The organism is Mesorhizobium sp. L103C105A0 (assembly GCF_000502215.1).
GTDB lineage: Bacteria > Pseudomonadota > Alphaproteobacteria > Rhizobiales > Rhizobiaceae > Mesorhizobium.
This window is the reverse complement of the sequence record NZ_AYXF01000010.1, coordinates 261,043-281,073: the sequence shown is the minus strand read 5'-3', so window position 1 is coordinate 281,073 and position 20,031 is coordinate 261,043. Positions and strand designations below refer to the sequence as shown.

The following is a 20,031-nucleotide window of genomic DNA, read 5'->3' as shown; positions in this document are numbered from 1 at the left end:
GCCACCTTCTCCCCGCTGGGGAGAAGAGACCAGCTCAGCTGTCCGTGACCTCTTCTCCCCTCGGGGAGAAGGTGGCCGCGAAGCGGACGAATGAGGGGGCTCTTCGTTAGAAACGCACTGGGCCAACACCAGAATGCTCCTGCAACGATTCCTGATCCGTCTGCTGACGATGCTGATCACGCTGTTCGGCGTGGCTGTCGTCGTCTTCGTCGTGATCCGCGTCGCGCCTGGTGACCCGATCGCCATGATGCTGCCCCCCGGTGCGACAGATGCCGACATCGACCGGCTGCGTGCACTCTACGGGCTCGACAAGACCATCGTGCAGCAATTCTTCATCTGGCTGTCCGGCGTCGTCAGGGGCGATTTCGGCACCTCGATTTCGCTCAGGCAAGATGTGCTCAGCCTCGTCTTCAACCGCTTGCCGGCAACGCTGGAACTCGCCATCGTCGCGCTGATCATGGCGGTTGGGCTCGGCGGCACGACGGCGATCCTCGGCGCCCGCGAACGTGGCACGGCGGTCGAAGCCGGCATCGATATCGCCAGCGGTGCCGCCCTTTCCATTCCCGATTTCCTGTGGGGCCTCGTGCTGATCCTTTTGTTTGGCGTGCTGGTGCCGATCTTCGACATTTCCGGCCGCGTATCGCCGCAGCTCGACCTGCCCTTCGTCACCCAGTTCTATTTCTTCGAGAGCTTGCTTCGGCTGCGCCTCGACCTGACCTGGGATCTCCTGAAGCACATGCTGATGCCGGCTGTGGCGCTGGCGCTGCCGCTGGCCGCAATCATCGCGCAGTTGCTGAAACAGTCGCTGAAGGAAGTGCTGGACCTCGACTATGTCGTGCTGGCGCGGGTGAAGGGGTTTTCGGAAACGCAGGTTATCTTACGCGAGGCGCTGAAGAACGCTGCCTTGCCGACACTGACTCTCGTCGGCGTCCAGTTCACCTTCCTCATCGGCGGCACGGTCATCGTCGAGCGGCTGTTTTCCTACGAAGGGCTCGGTAACATGGCGATCGATGCCGTCATCAACCGCGACCTGCCGCTGATCCAAGGCATCGTGCTGGTGTTCGCGCTGCTGTTCGTGCTGATCAATCTTGGCGTCGACATGATGTACGCGCTGCTCAATCCGAGGCTGCGCCATGGATGAGGCACGCATCGCCCGGCGCGGACTGGGCCCGAGGCTGTGGCTGGCCGGCGGCTGGCTGCTGCTGGCGCTGCTGGCCGCGATCTTCGCGCCGCTGGTCGCACCGCAGGACCCGCTGGCGCAAGACCTGATGCTGGAACGGCTGCCGCCATTCTGGATGAGTGGTGCGGAATCCGGCTATTGGCTGGGCACCGACAGCCTCGGCCGCGATCTCCTCTCCCGGCTGATCTTCGGCGGCCGTATCGCCTTCATCGTCGCTTTCGCGGCGGCGATCGCCGCCTGCCTTGTCGGCTCGACGCTCGGACTGGTCGCCGGCTATTTCGGCGGCTGGGCCGACCGCATCATTTCACGCATCGTCGACGTCTGGATGGCATTCCCGCCGGTGCTGTTCGCCATCCTGCTGGTCGCGGTGCTCGGCACCGGCCTCAGTTCCGTCATCCTCGCCATCGTCATAATCGACTGGACGCGCTTTTGCCGGGTGATCCGCGCCGAAGCGATGGGCCAGTCGCGCATGGACTATGTCGAGAACGCCCGCATCGCCGGCTATGGCCGCATCGGCATCATGCTGCGCGAGGTGCTGCCCAATGTGGTGCCGTCGATCGTGGCACTGCTGTCGCTGGAGATGGGCATCGCCGTCATCGTCGAGGCCATCCTGTCCTTCGTCAATCTGTCGATCTCGACCGACGATCCGACCTGGGGCGGCATCATCGCCGAGGGCCGGCTGTCGATCCATCAGGCCTGGTGGGTGCTGGTGTTTCCGCTTGTCACGCTGATCCTCACCGTGCTGTCGTTCAGCCAGTTCGGTGAGGCGCTGAAGACACGCTTCGATCCGGTGCTGCGATGAGCGCTTGCCTGGATATTGCCAATCTGAGCGCCGTGCTGCCGAACGGCCAGCGCGTGCTGCGGTCGGTGTCGCTCTCCGTGCAGCCGGGTGAGGTGCGTGCCCTTGTTGGCGAGAGCGGCGCCGGCAAGACGATGATCGGCAAGGCGGTGCTCGGTGTGCTGCCGTCAAGCGTGCGCATCGTCGAAGGCGCCATGCAGCTCGAAGGCGAAGACCTCGGCAGGCTGCAGCCCAAGGCAAGGCGCACGCTGATCGGCGCTCGCACGGCGCTGATCCCGCAAGATCCGTTGACTGCGCTCAACCCGTCGCGCCGCATCGGTCCGCAGATGACTGACCGGCTGGTGCGCATTCTCGGCTGGAACGGTGACAAGGCGGACAAGCGTATCCGGCAATTGTTGGATGAGGTGCAGATCCGCGATCCCGACCGGGTGCTGAAATGCTATCCGCACGAGCTGTCCGGCGGCATGCGCCAGCGTGTGCTGATCGCCGCCGCCTTCGCCGCCGAGCCACGGCTGATCGTTGCCGACGAGCCAACAACCGCGCTCGACGTGACCGTGCAAAAGCAGATCCTGCGCCTGATCGCCGAGTTGCAACGCGAGCATGGCACCGCGATCCTGTTCGTCACCCACGATCTCGGCGTCGTTGCAAAGATCAGCCAGCAAGTGTCTGTGCTCTACGCCGGCAAGGTGGTGGAAGAGGCTGATACAGCCGCTCTCTTCGCCGCGCCTGAGCATCCCTATACGCGGGCATTGATAGCCGCCACGCCACGCTACACCCATCCCTTGGCCTCGCTGAAGCCGGTGGACGAGACCGTGCTGGCCGGGCTTGCCGCCGAGATCGGCGCGGCAGACCAGGCGTGGAGGCGGCCGCATGGTTGAGCCGCTGTTTTCCGTGCGCGGGCTGAAGGTGGCGCTGCCCGAAATGACCCGCAAGCCGCTGATCGGCCGCGCGCCGCTGGCCGAGATTTTGAAAGGCCTGGACTTCGATCTGCCGAGAGGTTCGGTGACCGGCATCGTCGGTGAATCCGGGTCCGGAAAATCGACGCTCGGCCGCACGCTTGTCAGACTTCTGGAGCCGAGCGTCGGCAGCATCCATTTCGAGGGCCGCGATATCGCCCATCTGCCGGATGCGGAGCTGCGACCTCTGCGCCGCGACCTGCAGATGATCTTCCAGGACCCGATGTCGTCGCTCAACCCGCGTCGCACCATCGCCGGCATCATTGCCGCGCCGCTCAAGCAGAATGGGCTTGGCGACAGGCTTAGGGAACGCGTCGCCGAGGCATTGCATCGCGTCGGCCTGCCGCAAAGCTTCGCTAGTCGCTATCGTCATGAACTGTCGGGCGGGCAGCGCCAGCGCGTCGGAATTGCGCGCGCGTTGGCGCTTTCGCCGAAATTCGTGCTGGCCGACGAGATCGTCTCCGGCCTCGACGTATCGACGCAGGCGCAGATCCTCACCCTTTTGGAGAGACTGGCCGCGGAGATGGGGCTGACGGTCGCCTTCATCAGCCACGACCTGTCGGTCATCCGGCGGCTCTGCCAACAGGTGATCGTCATGCGCGAGGGCAGGATCGTCGAGGCGAGCGCCACCGATGCGCTGTTCGACAATCCCAGGGAGACCTACACGCGCGACCTGCTTGCCGCCATTCCGCTGCCCGAGATCGATGCGGACTGGCTGCGGCCAGCGGCGAAAGCGCCGGAATAGGATTGTTCATCTGCACGCCCAACAGCGGGCCTCGGACGTGCAGAAGAGCAAAATCAGCCCGCGAACGGAGGGTAACATGAACTATGCAGCCCGCGGCACGATGCTTGCCGCGATCCTGTTCGGCTCGATGGGAGCGGCCTCGGCCGATTCGATCCCCGGCATGCGCGGCGACGACCACACCGGCATAACGGTTCCCGACATGAAGCAGGCGGTCGACTTCTTCACTGAGGTCGTCGGTTGCAAGAAGGCGATGTCGTTCGGGCCCTTTGCCGACGACAAGGGCACCTTCATGCAGGATCTTCTGGGCGTCGATCCGAAGGCTGTCATCGAGCAGGTCACCATGGTGCGTTGCGGCTATGGATCGAACATCGAGCTGTTCAAATACACCGCGCCTGACCAGAAGGATTTGACGCCGAAGAACAGCGATATCGGCGGCTTCCACATTGCCATGTATGTCGATGATGTCGCCGCGGCGAAAGCCTATCTCGACGGCAAGGGGGTGAAGACGCGGATGGGTCCGCTGCCGGTCAAGGAAGGTCCGGCGGCCGGCCAGACCATCCTTTATTTCCAGGCGCCATGGGGACTGCAACTGGAGGCGATCAGCTATCCCGATGGGATGGCCTATGAGAAGGGTGCCGAGACTGTGCTGTGGAGCCCGAAGAACCCGGACAAGTGATTTCCAGAGCGCGCTTGCGGGGCCAGCCCGCAGGCGCGCCACCCGTGTCCAGCAATCGTTCCAACATGAAACTTTAAGCTTGAAATATTTTATCTCCGGCGCGATACTTGATATGCAGCAAGCGAAGAGGAGATCGCACGGATGAAGGTTGCGGTTCTCGGTGGCGGACCAGCCGGCCTCTACTTTGCCATTTCAATGAAGCTGCGGGACGCCGCCCACGAGATCACGGTGTTCGAGCGCAATCGCGCCGACGATACGTTCGGCTGGGGCGTCGTGCTGTCGGCCGAAACACTCGACAACCTTGCCAAAAACGACCCGGTCAGCGCTGTCTGGATCAAGAAGCATTTCGCCTATTGGGACGACATCGCCGTCATCCATGACGGCGTGCGCACGGTCTCGTCGGGCCACGGTTTCTGTGGCATCGGCCGCAAGCGGCTTCTGGTCCTGCTGCAGCGACGCGCGCGCGAACTTGGCGTGAGGCTGATGTTCGAGAGCGATATCGCCGACCCTCAGCCCTATATGGAGACGCATGATCTGGTCGTCGCCGCCGATGGGCTGAACTCAAGGGCGCGCAACACCTTCGTCGAAGTCTTCAAGCCCGACATCGACACCCGCAAATGCAAATTCGTCTGGCTCGGCACCAACCAGAAATTCGACGACGCCTTCACCTTCATCTTCGAGAAGACCGAGCATGGCTGGGTGTGGGCGCACGCCTATCAATTCGACAGCGAGACAGCGACCTTCATTGTCGAGTGCAGCGAACAGACCTGGGCTGCCTTCGGCTTCGGCGCCATGTCGCAGCAGGAATCCATCGCCGTCTGCGAGCGCATCTTTGAGAAACATCTCGGCGCCCACGCGCTGATGACCAATGCCAATCACATCAGAGGTTCGGCCTGGATCAATTTCCCGCGCGTGCTGTGCGAACGCTGGTCCTACAAGAACCTGGCTCTGATGGGCGACGCGGCGGCCTCGGCACATTTCTCGATCGGCTCCGGGACCAAGCTCGCATTGGAAAGCGCGGTGGCGCTGGCCGAATATGTCAAAACCGAACCGGACCTCGACGCCGCCTTCCGCAAGTATGAGGATGCGCGCCGCACCGAGGTGCTGAAGCTGCAGTCGGCGGCGCGCAATTCGCTGGAGTGGTTCGAGGAGGTCGAGCGCTATCTCGGCCTCGATCCGGTGCAGTTCAATTATTCGCTGCTGACCCGCTCGCAACGCATCAGCCACGAGAATTTGCGGCTGCGCGATGCCAAATGGCTTGAAAGCGCCGAGGAATGGTTCCAGCGCCAGGCAGGGGCAGGCGGCAACAGGCAGCGCCGGGCACCGATGTTCGCGCCGTTCAAACTGCGCGACATGCAGCTCAACAACCGCATCGTCGTTTCGCCGATGGCGCAGTACAAGGCAGTCGATGGCTGCCCGACCGACTGGCATTTCGCCCACTATGCCGAGCGTGCCAAGGGCGGCGCCGGGCTTGTCTATATCGAGATGACCTGCGTCAGCCCGGAAGGACGCATCACGCCCGGTTGTCCCGGCTTCTATGCGTCCGAACATGAGGTGGCGTGGAAGCGGCTGGTCGATTTCGTCCACACCGAGACCGAGGCGAAAATCTGCGCCCAGATTGGCCATTCCGGGGCCAAGGGCTCGACCCGTGTCGGGTGGGAAGGCACCGACGTGCCGCTCGCCTCGGGCAATTGGCCGGTCATGGCGGCCTCGGCGATTGCATGGTCGCCTGAGAATCAGGTGCCGAAAGCCATGGACCGCGCCGACATGGACGAGGTGCGTGACCAGTTCGTCGCGTCCACCGAGATGGCAGATCGCTGCGGTTTCGACATGCTCGAGATCCATGCCGCGCATGGCTATTTGCTGTCGTCCTTCATCACGCCGGTCACCAACCAGCGCACGGATGAGTATGGCGGTTCGCGGGAAAATCGCATGCGCTATCCCCTGGAAATCTTCCATGCGGTGCGCGCCGCCTGGCCGACGCGAAAGCCGATCTCGGTGCGAATTTCGGCCAATGATTGGGTCGGCATCGAAGGTGTGACGCCGGCCGATGCGGTGGAGATCGCGCGGATGCTGCACGAAGCCGGCGTCGACATATGCGACGTCTCGGCAGGCCAGACCTCGATTGCCGCCAAGCCTGTCTATGGCCGAATGTTCCAGACGCCGTTCTCGGACCGCATCCGCAACGAGGTCGGCATGGCGACGATGGCGGTCGGCAACATCTACGAGCCGGATCATGTCAATTCGATCCTGATGGCCGGCCGCGCCGACCTGGTGGCCCTGGCACGGCCGCATCTCGCCGATCCCTACTGGACGCTGCATGCGGCCGTGACGCTCGGTGATCGTGGTGTCAAATGGCCGGATCCCTATCTGCCCGGACGCGACCAGATCTACCGGCTGGCCGAGCGCGATGCGGCGGCGGGGCTGAAAGTATGACGACGGCCTTGGCGATTTCAGGCAAGCATGCGCTGGTCACTGGCGGCGGCTCCGGCGTCGGCCGGGCCATAGCACTCGTGCTGGCCGAGGCCGGCATAGAGGTGACCATATGCGGGCGGCGCGAGGCCGAGCTTGCCAAGGTGGCTGGCGAGAACGACCGCATCCACGCCATGTCAGCCGATGTTGCCAACGAGGCGGCGGTGACATCGCTCTACGCGCAAGCGGAAGCCGTGCGCGGCCCGTTCGACATCGTCGTCGCCAATGCCGGCATGGCCGGCAGCACGCCGGCGCACAAGACCTCGCTTGCCGACTGGCAGCGGACGCTCGACGTCAATCTGACCGGCGCCTTCCTGACGGTGAAGCCGGCGCTGGCCGGCATGGCCGCGCGCAAGGCGGGCCGGATCGTCTTCGTCGCCTCGACCGCAGGGCTGAAAGGCTACGCCTATGTCGCGCCCTACGTGGCGGCCAAGCATGGGGTGGTCGGGCTGATGCGGGCACTGGCGGCCGAGACGGCGAAATCCGGCGTGACCGTCAACGCCGTTTGCCCGGGCTTCGTAGAGACCGACATGCTGGTGGACTCCATTCAGCGCGTCGTCGAAAAGACCGGCCGCTCAGTCGAGCAGGCGCGGGCGAGCCTTGCCTCGACCAACCCGCAAGGCCGTTTCATCCAGCCGCAGGAAGTTGCCGCGGCGGTGCTCTGGCTGTGCGGCGATGCGGCTGCGTCGATTACCGGACAAGCGATTTCGATCTCAGGAGGCGAAACATGGTAGCCGGCCCATTGCCCGCGCCGTCGGGACCCGGCAAGGACCGGCTGCGTCTCTGGATCAGGCTGCTGCGCGCCTCGCGCACGATCGAGGCCGAGCTGCGCGAGCGCCTGAAGAAGGAATTCGATACGACACTGCCGCGTTTCGACGTCATGGCCGCCCTCTACCGCGCGCCGGAAGGCATGCTGATGAGCGATCTGTCGCGCTTCCTGCTGGTATCCAACGGCAATGTCACCGGCATTGTCGACCGGCTGGTTTCGGAAGGGGTGGTCGCGCGCGCGCGCCGCAATGGCGATCGCCGCACATCCATGGTGCGACTGACCGACGAGGGTTCCAAATCTTTTGCCGCAATGGCCGCGGCGCATGAGGGTTGGATCGGAGAATTGCTGGCCAAGGTCAGCGAGGAGGATGCGCGCCGGCTGACCGGCATGCTGACCTCGTTCCGCAGCAACTGGGAGGGACGCGAATGAGTTCGATGGCCGGCCTCAAGCCGAAGCACTTCCTTTGGGAAGTCGAAGGCAGGATCGCCAGGGTGCGGCTCGACCGGCCGGAGCGCAAGAATCCGCTGACCTTCGCCAGCTATGCGGAACTGCGCGATACGTTCCGCGATCTTGTCTATGCCGACGACGTCGACGCCGTGGTGTTCCTGCCCAATGGCGGCAATTTCTGCTCTGGCGGCGATGTCCACGACATTATCGGCCCCTTGGTCAAGATGGACATGAAGGAGTTGCTCGCCTTCACCCGCATGACCGGCGATTTCGTCAAGGCGATGCTCAATTGCGGCAAGCCGATCATCGCGGCGGTCGACGGGGTCGCGGTCGGCGCCGGCGCCATCATCGCCATGAGCGCCGACATCCGCATCGCCACGCCGGAGGCCAAGACCGCTTTCCTGTTCACCCGCGTCGGGCTTGCCGGCTGCGATATGGGCGCGTGCGCGATCCTGCCGCGCATCATCGGCCAGGGCCGTGCCGCCGAATTGCTCTACACCGGCCGCACGATGACGGCGGCGGAAGGCGAGCGCTGGGGCTTCTACAACAGGCTGGTCGATGCCGCAGTGCTCGAGGCCGACGCGCTCGAGATGGCGGCGCGCATCGTCTCCGGCCCGACCTTCGCGCACGGCATCACCAAGACGCAGCTCAACCAGGAATGGTCGATGGGCCTCGACCAGGCGATCGAAGCGGAAGCGCAGGCGCAGGCGATCTGCATGCAGACGCGTGACTTCGAGCGCGCCTACAAGGCTTTAGTCGCCAAGGAAAAACCGGTGTTCGAGGGCAATTGATGGCTGACAAGAGTTTCCTCAGCTGGCCGTTCTTTGAAGATCGCCACCGCGAACTCGCCGAGCGCCTTGATGCCTGGTGCGCCAGGAACCTGCCGGTCGATCACCATGACGTCGATGCCGCCTGCCGTGAGCTTGTGGCCAAACTTGGCCGCGACGGCTGGCTGAAGCCGACGGCGCTCGATACCGACAATCCCGGACCACTCGATGTCCGCACTTTGTGCATCACGCGCGAGACGCTGGCGCGCCATGACGGCCTGGCCGACTTCGCCTTCGCCATGCAGGGCCTCGGCACCGGCGCGCTCAGCCTGTTCGGCACGCCCGGCCAGCAGCAATGGCTGGCAAAGACCAGGGCCGGCAAGGCGATCTCGGCGTTCGCGTTGTCGGAGCCGCGTTCAGGCTCGGACGTCGCCAATATGGAAATGTCTGCGACGCGCTATGGCGACGATTATATTCTGTCGGGTGAAAAAACCTGGATATCCAACGGTGGCATCGCCGATCTCTACGTCGTCTTTGCGCGCACCGGCGAGGCGCCGGGCGCCAAGGGGCTTTCCGCGTTTCTCGTGCCTGCAGACACCAAGGGACTCGGCATCGCCGAGCGGCTTGAAGTGATCGCGCCGCATCCGCTGGCGCGGCTCTCCTTCGACCAGGTCCGGGTACCGGCCTCGGCGCTGATCGGCAAACCGGGAGACGGCTTCCGCATCGCCATGTCGGTGCTTGACGTGTTCCGATCGACGGTCGGCGCGGCGGCACTCGGCTTTGCCCGCCGGGCGCTGGACGAAAGCATCAGCAGGGTGGCCGAGCGCAAACTTTTCGGCGCTCCGATGGCAGAGCTGCAGATGGTGCAAGGCCATATCGCCGACATGGCGCTGGACATCGATGCCGCGGCGCTGCTGGTCTACCGCGCTGCCTGGACCAAGGACATGGGCGCGGCTCGTGTCACCCGCGAGGCGGCGATGGCTAAGCTGTTCGCCACCGACAAGGCGCAAGAGGTGATCGACAAGGCTGTGCAGTTGCATGGGGGGGACGGCGTCCGCAAGGGCCATATCGTCGAGAGCCTCTATCGCGAGATCCGCGCGCTACGCATCTACGAGGGCGCATCCGATGTGCAGAAGGTGGTGATCGCACGGCAGGTGATGGGCGCGGCCTGACAGCGACGTATTTGATTTTGAGATTTGGTTTTAAGAATACCGGGGAGGCTTGAAAATGCACGAGATCCTGCAGCCGGAGGGCTGGGCGAAACCGGTCGGCTACGCCAACGGCATTGCTGCGCGCGGCAGGCTCGTCTTCGTGGGCGGACAGGTCGGCTGGAACGGGCAGTGCCAGTTCGAAACCGACGATTTCGCCGGCCAGGTGCGGCAGACGCTGCAAAACATCGTCGCCGTGCTGGCGGAAGCCGGCGCGGAGCCACGGCACATCACCACGATGACCTGGTATTTCACCGACAAGGCCGAATATCTCGGCAATCTCAAGGGTATAGGCGAGGCCTATCGCGAGGTGATCGGCCGGCATTTCCCAGCGATGGCCGCCATGCAGGTGGTGGCGCTGGTGGAAGATCGCGCCAAGATCGAAATTCAGGCAACCGCCGTCATTCCGGATTAACGAATTCGTTATTCCCGGATTGTCAGCAGCGCAGCCCCGCCCGCTTCAGCAGCGGCAATACGTGGTCGCAGAAATAGGGCAGTTCCTGGGTGTAGTTGACGAACGACAGCGCGATGCCCTGGTAGCCATGCCCGGCTATTGCCGCCATCTCGGCGGCAATCGTTTCCGGCGTTCCAACCAGCGGGTAGGTGCCGGCGCCGCCGGCGAAACGCTGCCGGTAGCGGTCATAGGCATGCGGGTCATGCGACTGCGAGAACTCCTTCTTGCCTGCCATATGAGCATCGACCGCATCGTGGTCGACCAGATCGACGGCATAGCNGTAGTAGGCCTGCGCCTCTTCCATGGTTGGACGGCAGACGACATGCGCCACCGTGTAGACGCCGACGTTGCGGCCAACCTTGTCGGCCCGCTCGCTGATGTCGGCGACATGCTTGCCGGCATCGCTCATTTCCGAAAAGGTCGTGAACAGATAATCGCATCGGGCGGCGGCGAAATCCCGGCCCGGGCCACCGAAAGCAGCGTTCATGGTCACCGGGCGTGGAACCTGCAGGCTCGCCGGCCGGCTCACCGCCTCCTTGAGGCGATAGTATGTGCCTTCATAGTCCAGAGGCTGGTCCGAGGCGTAGAGCTTTTCCAGGATTTCGATCCATTCGGCGGCCTGGTCGTAGCCCTTCTCGACCAAAGGCGTGCCGAACATGCCGAATTCCTTCGGGTTCCAGCCGCAGACGATGTTCAAGCCGGCGCGGCCCTGGCTGATATGGTCGACAGTTGCCAGCGCCTTGGCGGCATAGAGCGGATGCACCAGCGGCACATGCACGGTCATGAACAGGCCGATCTGCTCGGTGGCCACCGCCAGAGCTGCTGCCCAGGTGAAGGTCTCGAACGACCATTCGCGCACCTTGTTGCGGCCGCCAAAGCCACGCCAGCGCGCGATCGGAAGCATAAATTCCAGCCCGGCGCGGTCGGCGATCTGCGCCGCCGTCAGATTGTCCTGCCAGCTTGCCGTCCAGCGTTCCGGCACATCGGTGATGGCCAGACCGCCATCGGCATTGGTCGAAAAGACGCCGAGCTTCAGTTTGTTCGAGCCGTGCAGGGGATGCGTTTTGATCATCATGGGAACTCGTGGCGGGAGACCGACACGCTAGGCCCGCGCAAAAATATTTCAAGCCTGAAATAGCTTCGCCTCGCCGCCGATTGCGGATATCAATTCGGAGGGGAAAAAAGGGGGATGGATATGAGCGCGTTCCGTCAGAAGTGCATCGGCAAGACCAATCTCGTCGGCTCCTTCGCCGCTATTCCCCATCCCGTCGCCGTCGAAGTGATGGCGCTCACCGGCCTCGACTTCGTCTGCATCGACTGGGAACATGCCCAGATCGCGCGCGACACGATCGAAACCATGGTGCGCGCGGCCGACGTGCATCGCGTGCCGGCCATGGTGCGTGTTCCCGGTCATGCGCCGGAAGCTATCCAGGCGGCGCTCGACAGCGGCGCACAAGGCGTGCTCGTGCCGCGCGTCTCGACCGCTGCTCAGGCCGAGGCGGCGGTGAAAGCCTCGCGTTATCCGCCGCTGGGCGAGCGCGGCGTCGGGCCTGGCCGCGCGGCCGGCTATGGCTATCGCATTCCCGAATATCTGGCCGCGGCCAATGACAGGGTGGTCGTCGCGGTCCAGGTCGAGACATCGGAGGGGCTGGCCAACATCGAGGCGATCGCGGCCATAGACGGCATCGATGTGGTCTTCGTCGGCCCCGGCGATCTCTCCGTGTCGATCGATGCGATCGGGCCGAAAGGCGTGGACAAGCTCAATGAGGCGATCACAAGGATCATCCGCGCGACCGTCGCGCATGGCAGGACATCGGGTATATTTTGCGCCAGCCCACAGACGATCAGCCAGTGGGCCGCTATCGGCGCGAGCTTCTTCGTGCTGGCCAGCGATACGATGTTTCTTGGCGCCGGCGCTGCGGCCAACTGCACCGCTGCGCGCGCCGAGCTGGGGTGAGACGGGCGGGATCGGGCAAAAACTTTTTAAGCTTAAAACTTTTTCCTTGAAAAGCGCAGCACATTGGATAGCATCCAAACTCGATGGCGACTGTCGTGCCGGTGGGGCTTGCCGGGCAGTCCGTCGCGGTGCTCCGGGTGGGAGGGGTTTCAGTCCTTGTCGTTCATACTGCCCCAGTCATCGTCCAGCGCGCGTTATGCTTTCGACGGCGTACGTGCCCAGATCCGTGACCTGCACACCGAAAACATTGCCAACCTTGCCGTGCGCGCCCGAGAACTGGGCGACGTGATCGCGCTCTGGTACGGCGAAGGCGACATGGTGACGCCGGCCTTCATCCGCGATGCCGCGAAGGCCGCCTTCGATGAAGGCCAGACGTTCTACGTCCCCAACATGCGTGGCCATGGGCCACTGAACGAAGCCCTGGCCGAGTATCAGACGCGCATCCACGGCCGGTCGATCCCGATTGCGCGCACCACCGTCACGCCCGGCGGCATGCAGGCGCTGTACCTGGCGCTGGAACTGCTGGTCGATACCGGCAGCAACGTCGTCTATGTCGCGCCGCAATGGCCCAACATCCACAACGCCATCCATCTGATCGGCGGCGAGCCACGGCCGTTTTCGCTCGACTTCAAGGGCGACTGGCATCTCGATCTCGACCGGCTGTTCGCCACTTGCGATGCGCGCACACGCGCGATCTTCCTGTCGACGCCTTCCAATCCGACCGGCTGGACCGCGTCGCGCGATGAGATGCAGGCGCTGCTCGACTTCAGCCGGCGCACCGGCATCTGGATCATTTCCGACGAGGTCTATGGCCGGCTCTATTTCGACGGCAATGTTGCGCCTTCCATCCTGCAGATCGCCGAGGATGGCGACCGGGTGCTGTCGGTCAACAGTTTTTCGAAAGCGTGGGCGATGACCGGCTGGCGCATCGGCTGGCTGACGCATCCGTCGGGGGTGGCCGACCAGCTTGGCGCCATGACGCAGTACATCAACAGCGGCACCGCCGCGCCTATCCAGGCAGGCGCTGTCGCCGCCATCCGCCAAGGCGAGCCGCTGGTCGAGGAGATCAGGCAGCGGATCAAAACCGGCCTCGACCTTGCCTATGACAGGCTGGCCCAGATTCCCGGCATCATCCTGCCGACGAAGCCGCGCGGAGGCATGTATGCCTTCTTTGCCATGGACGGCGAAAGCGACGCCCGGCAGGCCTGCGCCAGGATACTGGAGACGGCGCGCGTCGGGCTGGCTCCCGGCCACCTCTTTGGAAATTCGGCAGCGGCCTTCCTGCGGATGTGCGTGTGCCGTGAACGCGACCAGATAGCGACCGCGCTCGAGCGCATGGTCGCCGCCATGAATTGACGCCCCGCTGGGAGGTGGGACGGCAACAAACCGTGCGGGAGCAAACCCGCCCGATCAACAACCAGAGGGAACACAAAATGAGCTTCACTCGTCGCAACCTGCTTCTTCTCGCCGCCACGATCGGCATCGCTGCCGGCCCGGCCACCGCCTTTGCCGCCGATGTGCTCAATGTCGGCGCCTACCCGACCAATCCGCCCTTCGAATACAAGAACGAGAGCGGCACTTTCGAGGGCTTTGAAGTCGACATCGTCAACGAAGCGGCCAAACGTGCCGGCATGACCACTGACATTGCCGACCTCGGCTTCCAGGCGCTGTTCGCGGCTGTCAGTTCCAACCGCATCGATGTCGCGATCTCCTCGATCACCATCACGCCGGAGCGACTGAAAACGCTGTCCTTCACCCAGCCCTATTATGACTCCGACATGGGCATTGCGACGAAGACCGATAGCGCTGTTAACACCGAGGCCGACCTCAAGGGCAAGATCGTCGGCGTGCTTTCAGGCTCGACCGGCGAGACCTGGGTCAAGGCGCATCAGGAGGCTGACGGCTACAGCGACGTGAAGGGCTATGACACGCAGCAGAATCTTCTGCTCGACCTCAGCGCGGGCCGCGTGGACGCCGCCGTCAGCGATATTCCGGGCATGGAATACTCCTTCACCAAGATGAAGGACCTGAAGGTCAAGCAGCGCATCAAGACCGGCGAACAGTACGGCCTGATGATGAGCAAGGACCATCCGCTGCTCGGCAAGCTGAACGACGCGCTGACCGCGATGAAGAAGGACGGAACGCTGGCCGCGATCCACAAGAAGTGGTTCGGCAGCGACGCGCCAGCCGATTCCTCGACGGTCAAGGAAATGCCGCTGCCCAAGGCCTGACCGGCAATGCACTTAAATCGTGCCGGCTCCCAGGCCGGCACGATTCATTTCACGCTCCGGCGCCTGCTGCCACACGGATAGCCTCATCGGAGGCAAGGTCGATTGGTTTTAACTTGAGCATCCTTTGCTCTGGGGTTCGGGAACGCTCCCATGTCGCTGATCGACACCTTCTTCAATCCTGACGTGATCATGTCCAGCCTGCCGGCGCTGTTGCGTGGCTTCCTGAACACGCTGCTGCTCGGCATTTTGAGTATCGGCATCGGCATTCCCATCGGCCTGGGGATCAGCCTGTTGCGGCTCTATGCGCCGAAGCCGCTGCGCTGGCTGGCGGTCGGCTACACCGACATCTTCCGCGCCCTGCCGGTGTTGGTGGTGCTGATCCTGATCTACTATGCGCTGCCCTTCCTCGGCATCCGTCTGTCGTCCTGGGCCTCCGCCGTGACGGCGTTCGCCATCATTATGTCGGCCTATTCGGCAGAAGTGTTCCGCTCCGGCATTGAGAGCATTCCGAAAGGCCAATTCGAGGCAGCACAGGCGCTCGGCCTGCCTTTCCTTTTGACCTTGCGCAAGGTGGTGCTGCCGCAGGCGATCCGCGTCGTCATCCCGCCGATGACCAGCAATTGCGTCTCGATGTTCAAGGACACGTCGCTCGCTTCCACCGTTGCGCTGCCGGAACTGTTGAAGGAAGCGACCAACGCGCAATCGCTCTATGCCAATCCCTCGCCGCTGATCGGCGCCGCTTTGGTCTATCTCATCTTCCTCTGGCCCATGGTCCGCCTCGTCAGCCTGCTCGAAGACCGCTTCAAGACCGAGAAGACGCGCTGACCTCATCAACCGTCCCGCTTCCCAAGCCATTCGCAGGAGATACAGTTGAGCAATTCCCAAGCCGCCGGCGGCTTTCCGGTCGACACCATCCGCGCCATGTTTCCGGCCTTGCAGCGCGCCGGTGATTTCATCTTCATGGACAACGCCGCCGGCGCGCAGATCCCGCAGAGCGTGCTCGACGCGGTGACCAATCACCTGGTCTCGCACAATGTGCAGCGTGGTGGTCGCTATGGGCGCTCGGTCACGGTCGACCAATCGGTTGCGGATGCTCGGACGAGCGTGGCCTTGCTGATCAACGCCTACAGTCCGTCGGAAATCTGCTTCGGCATGAACGCCACCTCGTTCATTCGCCTGGTCAGCCTCGGCATCGGCCAGATGCTGGCCAAGGACACAGAGCGCGACGAGATCGTCATCACCGATATGGACCACGACGCCAACATCGCCACGTGGCTGGCGCTGGAGCCCGCCGGAGCCAAGTTCAAATGGTGGCGCATGCGCGAGCACGGCAACCTGCATGTCGACGACCTCAAGCCGCTGGTTTCCGATCGCACCCGTCTCGTCGCCTGCACGGTGACCGCGCATTCGATCGGCTCGATCGTCGACGTCGCTTCGGTGGCCGCGATCGCGCATGCGGCCGGCGCCGAAGTGTTCCTTGACTGCGTGCATTACGGACCGCACGGGCTGATCGACGTGCGGGCCTGGGACTGTGACTATCTCGTCTGCTCCGGCTACAAGAATTTCTCGCCGCATATGGGCTTTCTGTGGGGCCGCTTCGAAACGCTGAAGCGGCTGCCGACCTTCCGCGAGGATTTCATCCCCGACGAGCCGCCTTACAAGGTCGAGGCAGGCACCTTCATCTACGAGAACGTCTCAGGCATGGATGCCGCAGTGCAGTACCTGGAACTGATCGGCCGCAATCTGGCGCCCTCCAACAACCGCTCGCGGCGCGACAACATCGTTGCCGGCATGGGCGCCATCCGCGATTACGAAGTGCTCCTGGCGCGTGTGATGCTCGCCGTGCTCAAGGGATGCAATGCCACGATCTACGGCGTCGCCGAGGAAGCCCGCATCAACGAACGCGTGCCGACATTCTGCTTCAACATCGGCAAGCTGTCGCCGCAGCGGATCGTCGAGGAAATGGCTGAGATGCAGATCGGCATCCGCGACGGCCATATGTATGCGCCCCGGTTGATGAAGCGTCTCAACCTGTCGATGGACAGCGGCGCCATCCGCGCCTCGCTGGTCCATTACAACACGGTCGACGAGGTCAGGCGTTTCGGCCAGGCGTTGCGCGCCGTCGTAGCCAAGCTGTCGTAGCTTGTCCGTCAGATGTCTCCGGCGTGGAACATCGGCCCGCCCTTGTGGGCCGGGAAGCCATAGCCGTTGATCATCACCAGATCGATGTCGGAGGCACGCGCCGCGATGCCTTCGGCCAGCAGTGCCTTGCCCTCTTCGGCCATTGCCGCCAGTAAGCGCGTGACGATCTCATCGGACGAAAAGCGGCGCGGCACGATGCCGTTGGCCGCTCGCACGGCCTCGATCAGCGCCGTTACTTGCGGGTCGCTCCTGCGTTCGCCGTCCGAATAATCGTACCAGCCGCGCCCGGTCTTGCGGCCGAAGCGGCCGGCCTCGCACAGCCGGTCGGCGATTTCGACATAACGTGCTTGCGGATCGCGCATCGCCGCCTGTCGCTTGCGCCGCGCCCAGGCTATCTCCAGCCCAGCCATATCGTTGACCGCGAAGATCCCCATCGGGAAGCCCCAGGCCTCCAGCGCGGCATCCACCTCATCGGGTGCTGCGCCATCCTCCACCATGAACTCCGCCTCGCGGCGGTAGGCCGAATAGATGCGGTTGCCGATGAAACCCTCGGTAACGCCGCACACGACAGGCAGCTTGCCGAGCGTCCTGACGAAGGCGATCGCCGAGGCGAGCACATCGGGCGCCGTCGCCGCGCAATCCACCACTTCGGTGAGCCGCATGACGTTGGCCGGGGAGAAAAAATGCAGGCCGGCGATCCGTTCGGGCCGGGCGGTTGCCGAGGCGATCTCGTCGGGATTGAGGTAGCTGGTGTTGGTCGCCAGTATGGCGTCGGGGCGGACGATACGATCAAGCTTCCGGAAGAGTTCGGTTTTTACCGCGAGATCGTCGAACACTGCCTCGATGACCAGATCGGCCTGCACCAGCCTGCCGGCGTCACTGGCCGCTTCAAACCGGCTCAGCGCCTCCCTGCGGGCATGATCGGTGAGACGGCCGGATTGGACCGACTTGTCGAGAAGGCCGGCGACCCGCTCGTATCCTTTTGCCGCGGCGTCGTCGTTCTGCTCGATGCCGATTACGCGATAGCCGGCATTCAAGGCCGAGACCGCGATGCCTGCACCCATCAGGCCGGTTCCGACGATACCGACGGTCTCGACCTTGCGAGGCGTGACACCCTCCAGCCTGTCGACTTTGCTGGCTTGCCTCTCGGCAAAGAAGACGTGGCGCAACGCTGCCGCTTCGCGAGTATCCCGGAGGCGCAGGAAGGTCGCGCGTTCGTCCGCAAGACCGTCCTCAAGTTTGGCCGTGGACGCGGCCTGGACCAGTCTCACGGCTTCTGCAGGCGCCATCTGCCCTCGGTTGCGGGAAAGTACCTTCTTTGCGGCTGCCGCGTCGGCCTCAGGTTGCGAGCGCGGGACGGAAAGCGCGCCCGTGCGCCGCAGCGGTTGGCCAACGAGACGGCGGGCGACATCGAGCGCGCCTTCGGGAAGATCGTCTGCAATGGCATCGATCAGACCGAGAGTGAGCGCTTCGTCGGCTTTCGCGGGCCGACCCGTGCCGATCAGGTCGATTGCGGCGACCGTGCCGATGAGGCGGGGCAGGCGTTGGGTTCCGCCGGCCCCAGGCACTAACCCGAGCTTGACCTCGGGCAGGCCGAAGCTGGCCGCCTTGCTGGCCACCCGGTAGTGGCAGGCCAGCGCAATCTCGCAGCCGCCGCCGAGCGCCGCGCCGCCAACTGTCGCGACGACCGGTTTCGCGAAGCTCTCGATCGCTTCGATCACGTCAGGCAGTGTGGGCTCGATAGCGGGCTTGCCGAATTCCTTGATATCGGCGCCACCGATGAAGGTGCGCCCAATGGCGGTCAGCACCACGGCAGACACTTCATCCGACGCCGCACGCCCAAGCGCAGCCATCAGTCCGGCCCTGACATGGAAGGACAGCGCGTTGACCGGCGGATTTTCGATTGTGACGACGAGAACGCCATCGACGATCTTGCCTGTGACACTCTCGGAAAATCGTGCTGTGTTCATGGAGTTTTATCCCGGAACGACGGCAAATCTTCCTCCTCCTTCGCTCTCCGCCAAATGCCGGGGTCCCGGCTCGGACGGATGAAGCGCCATGGATCTTCAAAATAATTTCAAGCTTAAAATAATTAGAATTCGGAAAACTTCAAGCCTACCGGAGTCGACTGCAAAAGGCGTCGCTACCACGACGGTGATCGGTCAGACTTGACGGTTGCACTGCGGTGCCGGGTCAAGGCGAGTTTGTGGAAACCTTCGGCAGCAGGGCTTTGAAATAGTCGATCGTCTGTTGCAGCCCGGCTTCCAAAGTCACCGTCGGCTCCCAGCCGACAAGCCTTTTGGCAAGGGTGATATCGGGCTGGCGGTGCCGCGGATCGTCTTGCGGAAGATCGCCGTAAATTATATCCGAACCTGATCCGGTCATCTGCGTCGTCAGTTCGGCCAAGCGCCTGATCGTTACTTCCCTTGGATTGCCGATGTTTACTGGACCGGTCACCTCCGGCCCCGTATCCATGAGGCGCAGCATGCCGCTCACCAGGTCGTCGACGTAGCAAAACGACCTTGTCTGTGAGCCGTCGCCGAAAATGGTTATCGGTTCACCACGAAGCGCCTGCACGATGAAATTTGAGACAACCCTGCCGTCTGCCGGGTGCATGCGCGGCCCGAACGTATTGAAAATCCGCGCGACCTTGACCCACAAGCCATGTTGTCGGTGATAGTCGAAGAACAGCGTTTCGGCGCAGCGTTTGCCTTCATCGTAGCATGAGCGCGGCCCGATCGGGTTTACATTGCCCCAGTAACTCTCGGGCTGCGGATGCACAGACGCGTCACCATAGACCTCACTGGTGGAGGCCTGAAAGACTTTGCATTTCAGCCGCTTTGCCAGTCCAAGAACATTGATGGCGCCGTGCACGGCGGTCTTGATCGTCTGAACCGGGTCGTACTGGTAGTGAACAGGCGAGGCCGGACACGCCAGGTTGTAAATCTCATCGACTTCGACGTAGAGCGGAAAGGTCACGTCATGGCGCATGAATTCGAAGCGGGGATGCTTGGCCAAATGGTCGATATTGCGCTTTGATCCGGTGAAAAGGTTGTCGACACACAAGATTTCGTCGCCTCGTTCCAACAGGCGGTCAATAAGATGCGAGCCGATAAACCCTGCGCCCCCGGTAACGAGAATGCGTCTGCGGCTGTCATAGAGTCTTGCCAATTTCTGCTCCCAGGCAAATGCTGATCGACCAGATATCGGTCGCCACACGCAGGATAC

19 protein-coding genes are annotated in these 20,031 nt (G+C 63.3%); 16 read left to right on the top strand and 3 right to left on the bottom strand.

Features of this window, described 5'->3' with window-relative positions:
- Nucleotides 1-133 precede the first annotated feature (133 nt).
- The 11 genes from X727_RS141215 to X727_RS141265 all read left to right on the top strand — a co-directional run bounded on the left by X727_RS141215 (nt 134) and on the right by X727_RS141265 (nt 10,434).
- Nucleotides 134-1,141 carry an ABC transporter permease gene (locus X727_RS141215; protein WP_023699867.1) on the top strand — a complete coding sequence of 336 codons (1,008 nt, stop codon included), beginning with the start codon at nt 134-136 and terminating at the stop codon, nt 1,139-1,141.
- Nucleotides 1,134-1,982 (top strand): ABC transporter permease, encoded by an 849-nt coding sequence (locus X727_RS141220; RefSeq protein WP_023714925.1) that lies wholly within the window; start codon nt 1,134-1,136, stop codon nt 1,980-1,982. Before X727_RS141215 ends, X727_RS141220 begins: the two co-directional genes overlap by 8 nt.
- Nucleotides 1,979-2,857: an ABC transporter ATP-binding protein gene (locus X727_RS141225; RefSeq protein WP_023695186.1), complete on the top strand. Its 879-nt coding sequence runs from the start codon at nt 1,979-1,981 to the stop codon at nt 2,855-2,857. Before X727_RS141220 ends, X727_RS141225 begins: the two co-directional genes overlap by 4 nt.
- Nucleotides 2,850-3,680 (top strand): ATP-binding cassette domain-containing protein, encoded by an 831-nt coding sequence (locus X727_RS141230; RefSeq protein ID WP_023834927.1) that lies wholly within the window; start codon nt 2,850-2,852, stop codon nt 3,678-3,680. The genes X727_RS141225 and X727_RS141230 overlap by 8 nt, the downstream gene beginning before the upstream one ends.
- Before the next feature lie 76 nt (nt 3,681-3,756).
- Entirely contained in the window at nt 3,757-4,356 is a 600-nt protein-coding gene (locus X727_RS141235) for a VOC family protein (protein ID WP_023834926.1), read from the top strand.
- 141 nt (nt 4,357-4,497) lie between these two features.
- Nucleotides 4,498-6,792 carry a bifunctional salicylyl-CoA 5-hydroxylase/oxidoreductase gene (locus X727_RS141240; protein WP_023834925.1) on the top strand — a complete coding sequence of 765 codons (2,295 nt, stop codon included), beginning with the start codon at nt 4,498-4,500 and terminating at the stop codon, nt 6,790-6,792.
- A complete protein-coding gene (locus tag X727_RS141245) occupies nt 6,789-7,562 on the top strand; it encodes an SDR family NAD(P)-dependent oxidoreductase (protein ID WP_023834924.1) in 774 nt (257 codons plus the stop codon). Before X727_RS141240 ends, X727_RS141245 begins: the two co-directional genes overlap by 4 nt.
- On the top strand, nt 7,556-8,026 hold the full coding sequence (locus X727_RS141250) for a MarR family transcriptional regulator (RefSeq protein ID WP_023667803.1): 471 nt from the start codon (nt 7,556-7,558) through the stop codon (nt 8,024-8,026). The genes X727_RS141245 and X727_RS141250 overlap by 7 nt, the downstream gene beginning before the upstream one ends.
- Entirely contained in the window at nt 8,023-8,835 is an 813-nt protein-coding gene (locus tag X727_RS141255) for an enoyl-CoA hydratase family protein (protein WP_023834923.1), read from the top strand. The genes X727_RS141250 and X727_RS141255 overlap by 4 nt, the downstream gene beginning before the upstream one ends.
- Nucleotides 8,835-9,983, top strand: coding sequence for an acyl-CoA dehydrogenase family protein (locus X727_RS141260; RefSeq protein WP_023834922.1), 1,149 nt, complete (start codon nt 8,835-8,837; stop codon nt 9,981-9,983). Before X727_RS141255 ends, X727_RS141260 begins: the two co-directional genes overlap by 1 nt.
- Nucleotides 9,984-10,038: 55 nt before the next feature.
- Nucleotides 10,039-10,434 carry a RidA family protein gene (locus X727_RS141265; protein ID WP_023682729.1) on the top strand — a complete coding sequence of 132 codons (396 nt, stop codon included), beginning with the start codon at nt 10,039-10,041 and terminating at the stop codon, nt 10,432-10,434.
- Between the two features lie 22 nt (nt 10,435-10,456).
- Here X727_RS141265 and X727_RS141270 read toward each other — a convergent pair whose 3' ends face one another.
- Nucleotides 10,457-11,545: an LLM class flavin-dependent oxidoreductase gene (locus X727_RS141270; RefSeq protein WP_031204607.1), complete on the bottom strand. Its 1,089-nt coding sequence runs from the start codon at nt 11,543-11,545 to the stop codon at nt 10,457-10,459.
- A gap of 123 nt (nt 11,546-11,668) precedes the next feature.
- Here X727_RS141270 and X727_RS141275 point away from each other — a divergent pair, with 123 nt between their 5' ends.
- The 5 genes from X727_RS141275 (at nt 11,669) to X727_RS141295 (ending at nt 16,803) form a co-directional block, all read left to right on the top strand.
- Nucleotides 11,669-12,430: an HpcH/HpaI aldolase/citrate lyase family protein gene (locus X727_RS141275; RefSeq protein ID WP_023710053.1), complete on the top strand. Its 762-nt coding sequence runs from the start codon at nt 11,669-11,671 to the stop codon at nt 12,428-12,430.
- Between the two features lie 156 nt (nt 12,431-12,586).
- Nucleotides 12,587-13,786, top strand: a complete 1,200-nt coding sequence (locus tag X727_RS141280; protein WP_023830407.1) for a pyridoxal phosphate-dependent aminotransferase — start codon at nt 12,587-12,589, stop codon at nt 13,784-13,786.
- 77 nt (nt 13,787-13,863) lie between these two features.
- Nucleotides 13,864-14,661 carry an ABC transporter substrate-binding protein gene (locus tag X727_RS141285; RefSeq protein ID WP_023682726.1) on the top strand — a complete coding sequence of 266 codons (798 nt, stop codon included), beginning with the start codon at nt 13,864-13,866 and terminating at the stop codon, nt 14,659-14,661.
- 150 nt (nt 14,662-14,811) lie between these two features.
- Complete coding sequence (locus tag X727_RS141290) at nt 14,812-15,486, top strand: amino acid ABC transporter permease (protein WP_023667812.1); 675 nt, start codon at nt 14,812-14,814, stop codon at nt 15,484-15,486.
- A gap of 45 nt (nt 15,487-15,531) precedes the next feature.
- A complete protein-coding gene (locus tag X727_RS141295; RefSeq protein WP_023834920.1) occupies nt 15,532-16,803 on the top strand; it encodes a cysteine desulfurase-like protein in 1,272 nt (423 codons plus the stop codon).
- 8 nt (nt 16,804-16,811) lie between these two features.
- Here X727_RS141295 and X727_RS141300 read toward each other — a convergent pair whose 3' ends face one another.
- Nucleotides 16,812-18,773: a 3-hydroxyacyl-CoA dehydrogenase NAD-binding domain-containing protein gene (locus X727_RS141300; protein ID WP_023834919.1), complete on the bottom strand. Its 1,962-nt coding sequence runs from the start codon at nt 18,771-18,773 to the stop codon at nt 16,812-16,814.
- 223 nt (nt 18,774-18,996) lie between these two features.
- A complete protein-coding gene (locus tag X727_RS141305; RefSeq protein ID WP_023818597.1) occupies nt 18,997-19,974 on the bottom strand; it encodes a UDP-glucuronic acid decarboxylase family protein in 978 nt (325 codons plus the stop codon).
- Between the last annotated feature and the right edge of the window lie 57 nt (nt 19,975-20,031).

Excerpts from the sequence above, each read along its gene's own strand:
- X727_RS141230 (WP_023834927.1), top strand. The coding sequence starts at position 2,850 with ATGGTTGAGCCGCTGTTTTCCGTGCGCGGGCTGAAGGTGGCGCTGCCC.
- X727_RS141290 (WP_023667812.1), top strand. The coding sequence starts at position 14,812 with ATGTCGCTGATCGACACCTTCTTCAATCCTGACGTGATCATGTCCAGC.
- X727_RS141250 (WP_023667803.1), top strand. The coding sequence starts at position 7,556 with ATGGTAGCCGGCCCATTGCCCGCGCCGTCGGGACCCGGCAAGGACCGG.
- X727_RS141240 (WP_023834925.1), top strand. The coding sequence starts at position 4,498 with ATGAAGGTTGCGGTTCTCGGTGGCGGACCAGCCGGCCTCTACTTTGCC.
- X727_RS141220 (WP_023714925.1), top strand. The coding sequence starts at position 1,134 with ATGGATGAGGCACGCATCGCCCGGCGCGGACTGGGCCCGAGGCTGTGG.
- X727_RS141245 (WP_023834924.1), top strand. The coding sequence starts at position 6,789 with ATGACGACGGCCTTGGCGATTTCAGGCAAGCATGCGCTGGTCACTGGC.
- X727_RS141265 (WP_023682729.1), top strand. The coding sequence starts at position 10,039 with ATGCACGAGATCCTGCAGCCGGAGGGCTGGGCGAAACCGGTCGGCTAC.
- X727_RS141275 (WP_023710053.1), top strand. The coding sequence starts at position 11,669 with ATGAGCGCGTTCCGTCAGAAGTGCATCGGCAAGACCAATCTCGTCGGC.
- X727_RS141300 (WP_023834919.1), bottom strand. The coding sequence starts at position 18,773 with ATGAACACAGCACGATTTTCCGAGAGTGTCACAGGCAAGATCGTCGAT.
- X727_RS141285 (WP_023682726.1), top strand. The coding sequence starts at position 13,864 with ATGAGCTTCACTCGTCGCAACCTGCTTCTTCTCGCCGCCACGATCGGC.
- X727_RS141225 (WP_023695186.1), top strand. The coding sequence starts at position 1,979 with ATGAGCGCTTGCCTGGATATTGCCAATCTGAGCGCCGTGCTGCCGAAC.
- X727_RS141235 (WP_023834926.1), top strand. The coding sequence starts at position 3,757 with ATGAACTATGCAGCCCGCGGCACGATGCTTGCCGCGATCCTGTTCGGC.
- X727_RS141260 (WP_023834922.1), top strand. The coding sequence starts at position 8,835 with ATGGCTGACAAGAGTTTCCTCAGCTGGCCGTTCTTTGAAGATCGCCAC.
- X727_RS141255 (WP_023834923.1), top strand. The coding sequence starts at position 8,023 with ATGAGTTCGATGGCCGGCCTCAAGCCGAAGCACTTCCTTTGGGAAGTC.
- X727_RS141215 (WP_023699867.1), top strand. The coding sequence starts at position 134 with ATGCTCCTGCAACGATTCCTGATCCGTCTGCTGACGATGCTGATCACG.